Annotated in this window: 16 protein-coding genes; 12 read left to right on the forward strand and 4 right to left on the reverse strand. The window is 63.2% G+C overall.

The features are described from left to right. Positions 1 to 5: 5 nt before the first annotated feature. Complete coding sequence (locus NKH78_RS06215; protein WP_352476983.1) at positions 6 to 311, forward strand: urease subunit beta; 306 nt, start codon at positions 6 to 8, stop codon at positions 309 to 311. A 26-nt stretch (positions 312 to 337) separates the two neighbouring features. Here the strand turns inward: NKH78_RS06215 and NKH78_RS06220 are convergent, their stop codons facing one another. Together NKH78_RS06220 and NKH78_RS06225 are read right to left on the reverse strand one after the other, a co-directional pair. Continuing rightward, the gene (locus NKH78_RS06220; RefSeq protein WP_352820256.1) at positions 338 to 832 is read right to left on the reverse strand and encodes a hypothetical protein; all 495 of its coding nucleotides are present in this window, start codon (positions 830 to 832) and stop codon (positions 338 to 340) included. Between the two features lie 126 nt (positions 833 to 958). Further along, on the reverse strand, positions 959 to 1,342 hold the full coding sequence (locus NKH78_RS06225; RefSeq protein WP_023677006.1) for a hypothetical protein: 384 nt from the start codon (positions 1,340 to 1,342) through the stop codon (positions 959 to 961). A gap of 179 nt (positions 1,343 to 1,521) precedes the next feature. On the opposite strand from NKH78_RS06225, the gene ureC reads away from it, so the two are divergent. From ureC to NKH78_RS06260, 7 genes are all read left to right on the forward strand, one after another. Next, complete coding sequence (gene ureC / locus NKH78_RS06230; protein WP_502899780.1) at positions 1,522 to 3,234, forward strand: urease subunit alpha; 1,713 nt, start codon at positions 1,522 to 1,524, stop codon at positions 3,232 to 3,234. 47 nt (positions 3,235 to 3,281) lie between these two features. Further along, a complete protein-coding gene (locus NKH78_RS06235; protein WP_352686335.1) occupies positions 3,282 to 3,875 on the forward strand; it encodes a hypothetical protein in 594 nt (197 codons plus the stop codon). A gap of 56 nt (positions 3,876 to 3,931) precedes the next feature. Next, positions 3,932 to 4,516 carry an urease accessory protein UreE gene (locus tag NKH78_RS06240; protein WP_352882314.1) on the forward strand — a complete coding sequence of 195 codons (585 nt, stop codon included), beginning with the start codon at positions 3,932 to 3,934 and terminating at the stop codon, positions 4,514 to 4,516. Further along, positions 4,509 to 5,198, forward strand: a complete 690-nt coding sequence (locus NKH78_RS06245; protein WP_352686341.1) for an urease accessory protein UreF — start codon at positions 4,509 to 4,511, stop codon at positions 5,196 to 5,198. Before NKH78_RS06240 ends, NKH78_RS06245 begins: the two co-directional genes overlap by 8 nt. Then, positions 5,195 to 5,635 (forward strand): DUF3995 domain-containing protein, encoded by a 441-nt coding sequence (locus NKH78_RS06250; RefSeq protein ID WP_352882318.1) that lies wholly within the window; start codon positions 5,195 to 5,197, stop codon positions 5,633 to 5,635. Before NKH78_RS06245 ends, NKH78_RS06250 begins: the two co-directional genes overlap by 4 nt. After that, a complete protein-coding gene (gene ureG / locus NKH78_RS06255; RefSeq protein WP_352686343.1) occupies positions 5,632 to 6,273 on the forward strand; it encodes an urease accessory protein UreG in 642 nt (213 codons plus the stop codon). Before NKH78_RS06250 ends, ureG begins: the two co-directional genes overlap by 4 nt. Positions 6,274 to 6,354: 81 nt before the next feature. Continuing rightward, positions 6,355 to 7,122: a class II aldolase and adducin N-terminal domain-containing protein gene (locus tag NKH78_RS06260; RefSeq protein WP_352686345.1), complete on the forward strand. Its 768-nt coding sequence runs from the start codon at positions 6,355 to 6,357 to the stop codon at positions 7,120 to 7,122. A gap of 22 nt (positions 7,123 to 7,144) precedes the next feature. Here the strand turns inward: NKH78_RS06260 and NKH78_RS06265 are convergent, their stop codons facing one another. After that, entirely contained in the window at positions 7,145 to 7,777 is a 633-nt protein-coding gene (locus NKH78_RS06265; protein WP_352686347.1) for an HAD family hydrolase, read from the reverse strand. A 362-nt stretch (positions 7,778 to 8,139) separates the two neighbouring features. Between NKH78_RS06265 and NKH78_RS06270 the strand changes: the two genes are divergently transcribed. Continuing rightward, positions 8,140 to 9,099 (forward strand): sugar-binding transcriptional regulator, encoded by a 960-nt coding sequence (locus NKH78_RS06270; protein ID WP_352686350.1) that lies wholly within the window; start codon positions 8,140 to 8,142, stop codon positions 9,097 to 9,099. 74 nt (positions 9,100 to 9,173) lie between these two features. On the opposite strand, the gene NKH78_RS06275 is transcribed toward NKH78_RS06270, so the two are convergent. Further along, positions 9,174 to 9,359, reverse strand: a complete 186-nt coding sequence (locus NKH78_RS06275) for a hypothetical protein (protein ID WP_254815832.1) — start codon at positions 9,357 to 9,359, stop codon at positions 9,174 to 9,176. 110 nt (positions 9,360 to 9,469) lie between these two features. Here NKH78_RS06275 and gcvA point away from each other — a divergent pair, with 110 nt between their 5' ends. The 3 genes from gcvA to NKH78_RS06290 all read left to right on the forward strand — a co-directional run bounded on the left by gcvA (position 9,470) and on the right by NKH78_RS06290 (position 12,892). Beyond that, entirely contained in the window at positions 9,470 to 10,381 is a 912-nt protein-coding gene (gene gcvA / locus NKH78_RS06280) for a transcriptional regulator GcvA (protein ID WP_352686354.1), read from the forward strand. 213 nt (positions 10,382 to 10,594) lie between these two features. Continuing rightward, on the forward strand, positions 10,595 to 11,905 hold the full coding sequence (locus NKH78_RS06285; RefSeq protein WP_254815834.1) for an ABC transporter substrate-binding protein: 1,311 nt from the start codon (positions 10,595 to 10,597) through the stop codon (positions 11,903 to 11,905). Positions 11,906 to 12,019: 114 nt separating this feature from the next. Next, positions 12,020 to 12,892, forward strand: coding sequence for a carbohydrate ABC transporter permease (locus tag NKH78_RS06290; protein ID WP_031195183.1), 873 nt, complete (start codon positions 12,020 to 12,022; stop codon positions 12,890 to 12,892). Positions 12,893 to 12,894 lie beyond the last annotated feature (2 nt).

Consider the following 12,894-nt stretch of genomic DNA (forward strand, 5'->3'; position numbering starts at 1 on the left):
CAGTGATGATCCCCGGCGAAATCATCACGGCAAGCGGCGAGATCGAACTGAACAAGGGACTGCCGACGGTCACCATGAAGGTGGCCAACAGCGGCGACCGGCCGATCCAGGTCGGCAGCCACTATCATTTCTTCGAGACCAATGAAGGGCTGAGATTCGATCGCGACAAGGCGCGGGGCATGCGCCTCGACATCGCCGCCGGCACCGCGATGCGCTTCGAGCCCGGCCAGGAGCGCGATGTTACGCTAGTGCCGTTCGGCGGCAAGCGCGAGGTCTACGGATTTCAGCAGAAGATCATGGGCAAGCTGTGAGATCGAAGGCGTCGAGCAGTTTCGGCTCAGCCGGGCGGCTTGGCCGCCGCATAGATGACGACCTTTCCCGAATCGTCGAATTCAACCGCCAGAACGTCCTCGGTCTGCACTCGCCGCGAGTCGATAGCGTTGAACAGCAATGCGTTCGCCTCGATCTCCTTGCGCAGCTCGGCAATGTCGTCCCGATGTTGCCTGACCTTGCTTTCGATCGCCGGCGGCGGGCCGCCTTCGGTGCGCGCGGCGTCGGTAAGAAACACGATATCGACTTTGTCGAGCTTGGATGTCTTTCGCACGGCAGCGATGTTCTCACGCGTGCGGTCGATCGCCGAGCTGACCTTGCCGGCTTCCGCATTTGTCTTGGTCTCCTCCTGGCCGACCTCCGAGCCGACGATCCGGTTGACGGTCTCGGCGCTGTCGAGGCTCTGCGCGTTCAGCGCGGCGTGCGGAATGCTGGCGGCCAGAAACGCGGTCGCGGCAATGCCATGCACCCATCTGGTGTCGGAGAAGGTGGTGATCGCCATCGCTCGTTCTCAGGGTCCTTTTCGAGGCTTGTGTCAGGGCGACAGGACCGAAACGAAACGTCCCCCGTGAAGGTTCCCTTTGCGATGCGGCGGGCTGACCGGGCGCCGGCCCGCCGCCTCGTCTCGTCAGCTCGCTTTCTTGGTGATCAGCGTCAGCGCGCCATTGGTGCTCATGCTGGCGGCGATCACCTGCGCCGAGGTGAGCCCCTTGGCTTCGAGTGCGGACTTGACCTGCGGTGTCGCGTCGATCGAGCCGCGCAGTTTCTGCAGATCGGCGTCGCTGCGCTTGGCGATCACCTCGTTGACCTTGGCTTGAGTGTCCGCCGGCAGATCCTTGATGTCGACGACGTTGATCGCCTGGATGGTGGGCGCCTGTGGCTGCGCTCCGGGCGCGGCAGGAGCAGGCGCGGCCGGCGCCGGACTGGGCTGCTGCGCAGGCTGTTGCTGGGCGCTGGCGGCGGTTGCGAGCACCAGCGTGGCGGCGGCTGCCAGAAGGGTCGTTTTGCGCATGGATGTTCCTTTCCATCGATTGGCAAATGGTCGTTTTGGGGTGACCCGGCCACCTCAAACGCCAAATGGGATCGGAAAGTGTCGCTCAGCGGGTCATTGCGTGATCATAGGATGGCGGCAATGTGGGGCCCGCCTTCGACAAGCGGTATTTTCGGGCTGTATTTCGGGAGCAATTGCTGATGGCTAAAATCACCCGCGCCGCCTATGCGCAGATGTACGGCCCGACCGTTGGCGACAAAGTCCGGCTCGCCGACACCGAGCTGTTCATCGAGGTCGAAAAGGATCTCACCGTTCACGGCGAGGAGGTGAAATTCGGCGGCGGCAAGGTCATCCGCGACGGCATGGGCCAGAGCCAGGTTTCACGCGCGCAAGGCGCGGTCGACACCGTCATCACCAATGCGCTGGTCGTCGATGCCACCGCCGGTATCGTCAAGGCCGACATCGGCTTGAGGGACGGCCGCATCGTCGCGATCGGCAAGGCCGGCAATCCGGATACCCAAGGCGGCGTCACCATCATCATCGGTCCCGGCACCGAGATCATCGCCGGCGAAGGCAAGATCCTGACCGCCGGCGGCTTCGACGCGCATATCCACTTCATCTGCCCGCAGCAGATCGAGGAAGCGCTGATGTCGGGCATCACCACCATGCTCGGCGGCGGCACCGGCCCGGCGCACGGCACGCTGGCGACCACGTGCACGCCGGGGCCGTGGCATCTGGCGCGCATGATCCAGTCTTTCGACGCCTTCCCGATGAATATTGGCCTGTCGGGCAAGGGCAACGCGTCGCTACCTGCCGCGCTCGAGGAGATGGTGCTCGCCGGCGCCTGCTCGCTGAAGCTGCATGAGGACTGGGGCACGACACCGGCTGCAATCGACTGCTGCCTGTCGGTCGCCGACGATTACGACGTGCAGGTGATGATCCACACCGACACGCTGAACGAGTCCGGCTTCGTCGAAAACACGGTCGCGGCGATCAAGGGCCGCACCATCCATGCCTTCCACACCGAAGGCGCCGGCGGCGGCCACGCGCCTGACATCATCAAGGTCTGCGGTCTGCCCAACGTCATTCCGTCCTCGACCAATCCGACGCGTCCCTACACGGTCAACACGCTGGCCGAGCACCTCGACATGCTGATGGTCTGTCACCATCTGTCGCCGTCGATCCCCGAAGACATCGCCTTTGCCGAAAGCCGCATCCGCAAGGAAACCATCGCCGCCGAAGACATTCTTCACGACATCGGCGCCTTCTCGATCATCTCGTCGGACAGCCAGGCCATGGGCCGCGTCGGCGAAGTGGCGATCCGCACCTGGCAGACCGCCGACAAGATGAAGCGCCAGCGTGGTTCGCTGCCGCAGGAGACCGGCGACAACGACAATTTCCGCGTCCGCCGCTACATCGCCAAATACACCATCAATCCGGCCATCGCGCATGGCCTGTCGAAGGACATCGGCTCGGTGGCGGTCGGAAAACGCGCCGACCTTGTGCTGTGGAACCCGGCCTTCTTCGGCGTCAAGCCGGACATGGTGCTGATCGGCGGCATGATCGCCGCCGCCCCGATGGGCGATCCCAACGCCTCGATCCCGACGCCGCAGCCGATGCACTATCGGCCGATGTTCGGCGCCTACGGCAAGGCGATGACTAATTCGTCGGTGACCTTCGTTTCGAAGGCCGCGCTCGACGCCGGCCTGCGCGGCAGGCTCGGCGTCGACAAGCAGATGGTGGCCGTCGAGAACACCCGCGGCGGCATCGGCAAGCATTCGATGGTGCTCAACGACGCCACGCCGCATGTCGAGGTCGACCCGGAGACCTATGAGGTCCGCGCCGACGGCGAACTCTTGACCTGCGAGCCAGCAACCGTGCTGCCGATGGCGCAACGCTACTTCCTGTTCTGAACCATAGGCGTTAGAACGACCGATGTAGAACATGCCGCGCCAGGCCTATGGACCAGCAACTCCCCTACGCCCACGACATTTTCCCGCATATCCGCATCGTCCTGGGCATGGTGATCGGCCTTGGCGTCACCCGGCTTTTGTCGGGGCTTGCCCGTATCGTCCAGCATCCCAGCCAGTACCGGCTCTATCCCGTGCATCTCGCCTGGGTTGCGTCGGTGCTTTTGATGCTGGTGCATTTCTGGTGGTGGGAGTTCGGCCTCTTCCAGATCGAGAATTGGACCTTCGGCAAATACCTGTTCATCATCTTCTACGCCGTCACGCTGTTCCTGCTCTGCGCGCTGCTGTTTCCGGACTCGATGCTGGACTACACCAGCTATGAGGATTTCTTTTATTCGCGCCGGGCCTGGTTCTTCGGCCTGCTGGCGGCGACCTATCTGCTCGACGTGGTCGACACGCTGCTGAAAGGGCCGGCGCATTTCGCCCATTTCGGCGTCGAATATCTGATCCGCACGCCGGTTTTCGTCGCGCTTTGCGTCATTGCGGTCCTGCTGCGCGACCGCCGCTTTCACATCGCCTTTGTCGCCGGCGCGCTCGTCTATCAGGTATCGTTTATCATGCGGCTCTTCGACACGATTGTTTGAGCGCCATTGGGGCGGCGGACGCGATAGGCTAGGCTTTTGGGAGAGGCAGTTTTTACATGAAGCTCGATATTCGCACCGACTTCACCAAATTCCCGCGCGCAGTCGCCGTCCTGGCCGCAGGCGAAGCCGGAACCACCACGCCATACGACCGGGCGGTGCTTGCCCATGACGAGCGGCATCTGCGCCGTCGTGCCATCGAAACGGCCGGTAGCGACAAGGTGCTGGTCGACCTGCCCGAACCGGTGACGTTGAACCATGGTGACCGGCTGGTGCTGGAGGATGGCCGCCACATCGAGATCATCGCGGCCGAAGAGCCGCTCTACGATATCAGGGGCAGCGACCCGATCCATCTCGCCGAGCTCGCCTGGTACATCGGCAACCGCCATCTCGCCGCCGCCATCGAGGCTAACCGCATCCTCATCCTGCGCGACCATGTCATTAAGACGATGCTGGAGGGATTGGGCGCCATTGTGAGCGACGTCTCCGAACCGTTCAAGCCGGTGCGCGGCGCCTATTCCGCGCATGGCGGGCACGGCCATGCCCATGCCGAGGCACATGCGCACAGCCACGCCGAAGCGCATTCCCATAGCCATAGCGATTCTCATTCCCACAGCCATTCGCACGACCATGACCATGACTGACCGGCCTTCCAGCGTTGCCCAGCCTTCCAATATTGCTTTGTTGCGGCTGATGGCGTGGCTGTCGCCTTCCTTCCCGGTCGGCGGCTTTTCCTACAGCCATGGCCTGGAACAAGCCGTGCATGCCGGGCTGGTTGCCGACAGCAAAGATCTCGCCGCGTGGCTGGAAACGCTCGTCGAGATGGGTTCGGGCTGGAATGATGCGGTGCTGTTTGCCCAAAGCTGGCGCAGGGCGCGCGAAACCGGCGATCTCGATGAAATCGTCGCCCTTGCCGAAGCTCTGGCAGGCTCGCGCGAGCGTCATACCGAGACGATGCTGCAGGGCGCCGCTTTCCTGAAAGCAGCCTCCGCCTGGCCGTGCCAGGTGCTGGATCGCCTGCCGACCGAATGTGCCTATTGCGTTGCCGTCGGCGCTGTTGCCGGCGATCACGGCATTTCGCTGCGGGACGCCCTGGCCGCCTTCCTGCAGGCCTTCTTCTCCAACCTTGTTCAGGCCGCGATCCGGCTCGGCGCCGTCGGCCAGACCGGCGCCACCGCGCTGCTAGCCGGCTTCGAGCCGCTTGCCCTGGCTACGTCCGACCGCGCTGCCGGCTCGACCCTCGATGATCTCGGCGGCTGCGCTTTTATCTCCGACATCACGGCGATGAAGCACGAGGCCCAGTATTCGCGGCTGTTCCGCTCATGATCGTCCTCGCTTTCGCCGTCTCGCTCGTCCTGCTGCTGATCACAGCACTGCATGTCTATTGGGGCATTGGCGGCATCTGGCCGGGCAGGGACGCCGCCTCCTGCGCTCGTGCGGTCATCTGCTTTCATGGCGTCGACGAGATGCCGGCACCCTTCGCCAGCTTCGCCGTTGCCGCCTGCCTTGGCCTGGCGACACTGTGGCCGATGGCGCTCGAGGGCATCTTTGCCACGCCGTTTCCCAAGGCCGGGCTTGCCGCCACGTCGCTGCTCATCGCGCTGGTTTTCCTGGCGCGCGGCATTGCCGGCTTCACGCCCTGGTGGCGCCGGCTGACGCCCGAACAGCCTTTCGCGCGGCTCGATCTGCGTTATTATTCGCCGCTGTGCCTGCTGATCGGGCTTGCCTTCGCCATTCTTGCCGTCACGGAGTTCCCCGCATGATATCGCCCAACGGTCCTCTTCGCATCGGCATTGGCGGCCCGGTCGGCTCGGGCAAGACGACGCTTACCGAAAAGCTCTGCAAGGCACTGCGTGACGAGTTTTCGATCGCCGTCGTCACCAACGACATCTACACCAAGGAAGACGCCATGATGCTGGCCAGGTTGCAGGCCCTGCCCGAGGATCGCATCGTCGGCGTCGAGACCGGCGGCTGTCCGCACACCGCCATCCGCGAGGACGCCTCGATCAATCTGCAGGCGATCGCCGAGATGACCAGAAAATTCCCCGATCTCGACATCGTCTTCATCGAATCGGGCGGCGACAATCTCGCCGCCACCTTCTCGCCGGATCTTGCCGACCTGACGCTCTATGTCATCTCGGTTTGCCAGGGCGAGGAGATCCCGAGGAAGGGCGGACCGGCGATCACCCGGTCCGATTTCCTGGTCATCAACAAGAGCGACCTTGCGCCCTATGTGAACGTCAATCTCGACATCATGGAACGCGACGCTGCCCGCATGCGCGGCAAGCGGCCGTTCGGCTTCACCGACCTGTCGCGCGGCAAGGGGCTGCAGGAGGTGATCGATTTCATCGTCGGGCATGGCGGGCTTCGGGTCGGCGCGGCCACCAGCACGGCGGCATAACGGCGCTCGCCTGTACCAAACGAAACCGGTTGCGCGTGTTCCAGCCGCGCGGCATCCTTGCTTCTTTCACGGAGGTTTACGATGAGCATCACGCGCCTGCAGAAGGAAGTGCTGACCAACCTGCCGTTCTATGAGGAGCGCGTCGATCTGGCTTGCGCCTTCCGCTGGACGGCGCGGCTCAACATGCACGAGGCGGTGGCCAACCATTTCTCACTGGCCGTCAGCGACGATGGTTCGCAATTCCTGATGAATCCCAACCAGGTGCATTTCTCGCGCATCAAGGCGAGCGATCTGCTTCTGATCGACGCCAACGATCCCGGCACGCTCTCCGGCCCGAATGCGCCCGATCCGACGGCGTGGGGCCTGCATGGTGCCATTCATCGCAACGTGCGTCATGCGCGCTGCGTCATGCATGTCCACTCGATCCACGCCACCGTGCTTGCCTCGCTCGCCGACTCGACGCTTCCGCCGGTCGACCAGAACTCGGCAATCTTCTTCAACCGCCATGTCGTCGACGCTCATTATGGCGGGCTGGCCTTCGAGGAAGAGGGCGAGCGCTGCTCGCAGCTTCTTGTCGACCCGAAGGTCAAGGTGATGGTGATGGGCAACCATGGCGTGCTGGTCATCGGCGACAGCGTCGCCGACACCTTCAACCGCATGTTCTATTTCGAGCGCGCCGCCGAAACCTATGTCAAGGCGCTGTGGACCGGCCGGCCGCTGCGGGTACTGTCGGACGAGATCGCCGAGAAAGCGGCAAGGGAACAGGAAGACTATCCCGGCCAGGCCGAACGCCACCTCTCCGAACTGAAGGCGATCCTCGACGAGCAGGAACCCGCCTACCGGACTTGAGCGCGGTCCCGCCGGGCCTGGCTTAAAGCCCTAGTTCGGCTCGCAATTCATCGGCGCTGTTGATGACAATCGCCCCCGGCGGCCCCTCCATAGGCACCTCTGGCCAGAAGATCGTCTTCATTCCCGCTGCCAGCCCCGCCGTGGCGCCGGTCACGCTGTCGTCGACCGCCACGGCCTCGGTGGGATCGACGTCGGCCAGCCAGGCGGCGCGCAGGAAAGGTTCGGCATGCGGCTTGCCTTCACGCACGTCGTTGCGGCTGACCGTCTTCATGCCGGGATAGACGAGGCCGACGGCGCGCAGATTGGCATCGACGATCAGCCTGTCCGAGTTGGAGACCACCGCTTGCGGTACGCTAAGCGCGCGCAACTCGTGGAAGATCTCGATCGCGCCTCTGCGCGGCGTCAGCGTTTGGGCCATCGGCAGATAGTAATCGTATTTGCGCACGATCCAGTCGTCGAAAGGCAGGTCGAGGCCGAACTCGTCGCGTAGCATTTCGTAGACTGGCCATGCGGCGATGCCGAGCACGCGCTCATGCAGGTCGGCCGGCGGTACGATGCCGACACTGTGCAGCGCCGCGATCAGCGCCGCTTCGTGCAGCGGCTCGCTGTCGACCAGCGTGCCGTCCATATCCCAGAAAACCGCTTTCGGCGTCATGCAAGGCTCCATTCTCAAAAATCCCTTAAAGCGTTTGGCGCGGGAGATAAACCGCGGCGTCCCCGTCTATGCATGTCGCGCAAAAGTGTGCAGCGGTTTTGCGATACGGACATGCATAGAAAGCAAGAATCTAAGGCGCATCGCATAAGGCCGATTGAACGCGACGCGCTTTGGACCGAGATTGTGCGACCTCGACAGCCTTGCTGTTGCAACGAGACTGGGTCGACCCGCCACTTCGCTCCAAACACCCAAGTCTCAGCCCTAAGCAATTGCTCTTGCAATAGGCAATTGCGCGCAAGTTCATTCCCTGCGAAACTACGGCGCTCCGCCTCTTTTGCCCGGCGGGGTTGGGAGGCAGGAACTTGAATTCGCGGCAGGATAGCGGCGGCAACAGGCTGGACGATGCGGCGCGCGCCGGCTGGCTCTATTACGTTGCCGGCAACACCCAGGACCAGATCGCCGCCACGCTTGGCATCTCCCGCCAGACGGCGCAGCGGCTGGTGTCGCTCGCAGTCTCCGAAGGATTGATCAAGGTGCGCGTCGACCATCCGATCGCCAATTGCCTCGACCTTGCGGCACGGCTGAAATCGCGCTTTGCGCTTGATCTGGTCGAGGTGGTGCCCAGCGACCCTTCTTCTTCCTCCACCGTCATCGGCGTCGCCGAGGCGGCGGCGGCCGAGATCGAACGGCGGCTGCGGTCGTCGACGCCGATCGTCATGGCGATCGGCACCGGCCGTACGCTGAAGGCCGCGATCGAGCAACTGCCGCCGATGGAATGCCCGCAGCACAAAGTGGTGTCGCTGACCGGCAACATCTCGCCGGACGGCTCGGCCGCCTTCTACAACGTCATCTTCACCATGGCCGACAGGGTCAAGGCGCGCTCGTTTCCGATGCCTTTGCCGGTCATCGCCTCCTCGCCGGAGGAGCGCGAGATGCTGCTGAGCCAGCCGATGATCCAGCCGACGCTGGCGCTTGCGGCTGAGGCCGACGTCACCTTTGTCGGCATAGGCGATCTCGGTCCGAAGGCGCCGCTTTACGAGGACGGCTTCATTTCGGAGGGTGAATTAAAGGCGTTGCAGAAGGCCGGCGGCGTCGCCGAGATCGTCGGCTGGGTGTTCGATCGTGACGGCCGCATGATCGAGGGTATTACCAATGATCGGGTGTCGTCGGCACCGCTGCCGTCGCGCGAAAAGTCGCTGGTGATCGCGCTTGCCATGGGCGACCGCAAGCTGCCGGGCATCTTCGCCGCCGTCAACCGGCGGCTGGTCAACGGCCTGATCACCGATGAGCGGACCGCCGCCGCCTTGCTAGCGGGCGCATGATCTCCGAGCCGCTGGCGGTCGGAAACGATCATGTGAAATCGAAACGTATCTGAATCCCCGATAAACGAGCGTCACTACTGGTGCCGGCCGCATGGATCGTTGCCGTCGAGAAAGCCCATGTCGCGCTGCAGATGCGGCGGCAGCTCCCGGACGTCGAGATAAGCCCGTTTCCGCGCCGCGTGCCTTGCCAATCCCCGCGCCAACCGTGAAAACCAGCCATGGGCTGGAGCAAGAAGCAGCTTTTCCTGTATTGTGGTCATGATCGTCTGCCTTCGCTATCTCTAGGCGTAATTGATCTTCAATACGGAATATCGGTAGGCCCGGCCGGTGCCGCCAATCAAACGTCGATCACTGCCCATAAGGAGGGCTTATGCCGGAGCTCAATTCACGACAGCTGGTTTCGCAGCTTCCTCCGCTTCAGGCGATCCGGGTATTCGAAGCGGTGGCGCGGCATCTCTCGTTCACCAAGGCCGCCCAGGAGCTTGGCATGACGCAGGCGGCGGCAAGCTATCAGATCAAGCTTCTGGAGGAGCGCATCGGTGCGCCCCTGTTCTTGCGCCAGCCAAAACACATCGTGCTGACCGAACCCGGCCAACGCCTGGCGCCCGCGGTCAGCGAAGCATTCGCGCTGTTGAGCGGCGCCTATGCCGCCGCGCGCACCGGCGCCGACGGCGTGCTTTGCGTTTCGACGCTGCTGACCTTTGCCTCCAATTGGCTGGCCCAGCATCTCGGTTCGTTCCAGGTCGCGCATCCGTCGCTGGCGGTGCGCGTCGATACTTCGAACAGGGTTGTCGACTTTGCCAGAGAGGATATCGACATCGCCATCCGCTCCGGCGCCGGCAACTGGCCGGGCGTCGAGACCCATATGCTTTTCAGGGCCGATTTCACGCCGGTCCTTAGTCCAAAGCTCGCGGCAAGCATCGGCGGCGTCAAGGAGCCGGCCGACCTGCTGCGGCTGCCGATCCTCGACCCGGGCGACATCTGGTGGCGGGACTGGTTTGCCGCCGCCGGCCTGCCGGTCGAGGAACTGGCCAAGCGCCCCGGCACCAGCATGGGCGCGCAGGCCTATGAGGCCAATGCCGCGATTGCCGGCCACGGCGTGGCGATCGTCACCAAGGCGCTGTTCAAGGCCGAACTTGCCGACGGCCGCCTGATCCAGCCCTTTGATCTGGTCGGTGACGACGGCCACGCCTATTGGCTGGTCTATCCGACGGCGCGGCGCAACGTGCCGAAGATCCGCGCCTTCCGCGATTGGATCCTGAGCGAGATCGCTTGCCAATAGGCTGAATCCCAGCAAGCCCGACAGCAAAGCTCCGGGCCAATCAGCCCGGCTGAAATCTTTCGTCAGACATGCCGCAAACGTCCCAGCTTGTCGCCGCACGAGACCCGGCGTGCTGCGCTGCAGCAACGAATCCGTCTTGACAGAATTCATCGCAGGTGAGTAATTGCCCACAGCCAAGGCAAATGCTCATCTTGGTTTATGGGAGGAATTTTGATGAAACTTCGCACGTTCACCCTAGGCCTGTTCTCGGCCAGCGCCCTCGCTTTCGCCGCGCATGCCGAATCCATCACCATCGCCACGGTCAACAATGGCGACATGGTCCGCATGCAGAAGCTGACCGACGACTTCACCGCCAAAAATCCCGACATTCAGCTACAGTGGGTCACGCTCGAGGAAAACGTCCTGCGCGAGCGCGTCACCACCGACATCGCCACCAAGGGTGGCCAGTACGACGTGATGACCATCGGCACCTATGAGGTGCCGATCTGGGCCAAGCAGAACTGGCTTTTGCCGCTCGACAAGCTCGGCGACGATTATGACGTCAAGGACATCATCCCGGCCATAGCCGGCGGCCTGTCGGTCGACGGCAAGCTCTACGCAGCGCCGTTTTATGGCGAAAGCTCCTTCGTCATGTACCGCAAGGACCTGATGGACAAGGCCGGGCTCAAGATGCCCGATGCACCGACCTGGGACTTCATCAAGCAGGCCGCCGACAAGATGACCGACCGCGCCAACGGCGTGAACGGCGTCTGCCTGCGCGGCAAGGCCGGCTGGGGCGAGAACATGGCCTTCCTGACCGCCATGTCGAACTCCTTCGGCGCGCGCTGGTTCGACGAGAACTGGAAGCCGCAATTCGACCAGCCCGAATGGAAGAACACGCTGCAGTTCTATGTCGACCTGATGAAGGCCGACGGCCCCGAGGGCGCGTCGTCCAACGGCTTCAACGAAAACCTGGCGCTGTTCCAGCAGGGCAAATGCGGCATGTGGATCGACGCTACCGTCGCTGCGTCCTTCGTCTCCGACCCGAAGAACTCGACCGTCGCCGACAAGGTCGGCTATGCGCTGGCGCCGGACAATGGCCTCGGCAAGCGCGGCAATTGGCTGTGGGCCTGGTCGCTGGCCATCCCCGCCGGCACCCAGAAGGCCGACGCCGCTCAAAAGTTCGTTTCCTGGGCGACTTCGAAGCACTATCTCGAACTGGTCGCTTCAAAGGAAGGCTGGGCCAACGTTCCGCCCGGAACGCGCACCTCGCTCTACAACAACCCGGAGTACCAGAAGGCGGCGCCTTTCGCGAAAATGACGCTGGATTCCATCAACGCCGCCGATCCGACGCACCCGACCGTCAAGCCGGTGCCTTATGTCGGCGTCCAGTTCGTCGCCATTCCTGAGTTCCAGGGCCTTGGCACCACTGTCGGCCAGCTCTTCTCGGCGGCCCTTGCCGGCCAGACGAGCGTCGACGACGCCTTGAAGCAGGCACAGGACGCCGCCACCGCGACGATGACCGAGGGCGGGTACATCAAATAAGGCGCCTCCCGGTGCCGGTTGCCCATGGCAGCCGGCACGGGCCGCCCGAATCCCAGTTCGGGCGGCCAACTTTACGCCGCTGAAAAACTTGGCCGACCTCGAAGGGTGACCGTCATGGCTACTCAGCAGACCCGTTCGCTTGCCCGCTTCATGATGGCGCCATCCGTGGTGCTGCTGCTGGTTTGGATGATTGTGCCGCTGGCATTCACGCTGTGGTTCTCCTTCCAGCAGTACAACCCACTCAATCCGATGCGCGACGGCTTCGTCGGGTTTTCGAACTACGCGCTGTTCTATTCCAACCCGGCATTCCTGCAGTCGATCCTCAACACGCTCACCATCGTCGTCAGCGTGCTTTTGATCACGGTGATCGGCGGCATCCTGCTGGCCCTTCTGCTCGACCAGCCGATGTGGGGACAAGGCATCGTCCGCATCCTCGTCATCTCGCCGTTCTTCGTCATGCCGCCGGTGGCGGCACTTGTCTGGAAGAACATGATCATGCATCCGCAATACGGCGTCTTCGCCGATATTGCGCGCTTCTTCGGCGGGCAGCCGATCGACTGGTTCGGGCAGCACCCGCTCCTGGCGATCATCATCATCGTCGCCTGGCAGTGGCTGCCGTTTGCGACGCTGATCCTGTTGACCGCGCTCCAATCGCTCGACGGCGAGCAGAAGGAAGCCGCCGAAATGGACGGCGCCGGCTTCATCAGCCGCTTCATCTATTTGACGCTGCCGCATATGTCGCGCGCCATAACCGTCGTCATCCTGATCCAGACGATCTTCCTGCTGTCGGTCTATGCCGAGATCCTGGTCACCACCAATGGCGGCCCGGGTTATGCCTCCACCAACCTGCCCTTCCTCGTCTACCAGAAGGCCTTGCTGGAGTTCAAAATCGGCCAGGCGTCCGCCGGCGGCATCATCGCAGTCATTCTCGCCAACATCGTCGCCTTCTTCGCCATGCGCGCCGTCGGCAAGAACCTGGACAAATAAGG

Origin of the sequence: Mesorhizobium sp. M0910 (assembly GCF_040319465.1) — a bacterium.
In the GTDB taxonomy this organism is placed as follows: domain Bacteria; phylum Pseudomonadota; class Alphaproteobacteria; order Rhizobiales; family Rhizobiaceae; genus Mesorhizobium.

Bases quoted from the DNA above. Each gene is read 5' to 3' on its own strand.
- NKH78_RS06215 (WP_352476983.1), top strand. From the start codon at position 6: ATGATCCCCGGCGAAATCATCACGGCAAGCGGCGAGATCGAACTGAAC.
- NKH78_RS06220 (WP_352820256.1), bottom strand. From the start codon at position 832: ATGGCGATCACCACCTTCTCCGACACCAGATGGGTGCATGGCATTGCC.
- NKH78_RS06225 (WP_023677006.1), bottom strand. From the start codon at position 1,342: ATGCGCAAAACGACCCTTCTGGCAGCCGCCGCCACGCTGGTGCTCGCA.
- ureC (WP_502899780.1), top strand. From the start codon at position 1,522: ATGGCTAAAATCACCCGCGCCGCCTATGCGCAGATGTACGGCCCGACC.
- NKH78_RS06235 (WP_352686335.1), top strand. From the start codon at position 3,282: ATGGACCAGCAACTCCCCTACGCCCACGACATTTTCCCGCATATCCGC.
- NKH78_RS06240 (WP_352882314.1), top strand. From the start codon at position 3,932: ATGAAGCTCGATATTCGCACCGACTTCACCAAATTCCCGCGCGCAGTC.
- NKH78_RS06245 (WP_352686341.1), top strand. From the start codon at position 4,509: ATGACTGACCGGCCTTCCAGCGTTGCCCAGCCTTCCAATATTGCTTTG.
- NKH78_RS06250 (WP_352882318.1), top strand. From the start codon at position 5,195: ATGATCGTCCTCGCTTTCGCCGTCTCGCTCGTCCTGCTGCTGATCACA.
- ureG (WP_352686343.1), top strand. From the start codon at position 5,632: ATGATATCGCCCAACGGTCCTCTTCGCATCGGCATTGGCGGCCCGGTC.
- NKH78_RS06260 (WP_352686345.1), top strand. From the start codon at position 6,355: ATGAGCATCACGCGCCTGCAGAAGGAAGTGCTGACCAACCTGCCGTTC.
- NKH78_RS06265 (WP_352686347.1), bottom strand. From the start codon at position 7,777: ATGACGCCGAAAGCGGTTTTCTGGGATATGGACGGCACGCTGGTCGAC.
- NKH78_RS06275 (WP_254815832.1), bottom strand. From the start codon at position 9,359: ATGACCACAATACAGGAAAAGCTGCTTCTTGCTCCAGCCCATGGCTGG.
- gcvA (WP_352686354.1), top strand. From the start codon at position 9,470: ATGCCGGAGCTCAATTCACGACAGCTGGTTTCGCAGCTTCCTCCGCTT.
- NKH78_RS06285 (WP_254815834.1), top strand. From the start codon at position 10,595: ATGAAACTTCGCACGTTCACCCTAGGCCTGTTCTCGGCCAGCGCCCTC.
- NKH78_RS06290 (WP_031195183.1), top strand. From the start codon at position 12,020: ATGGCTACTCAGCAGACCCGTTCGCTTGCCCGCTTCATGATGGCGCCA.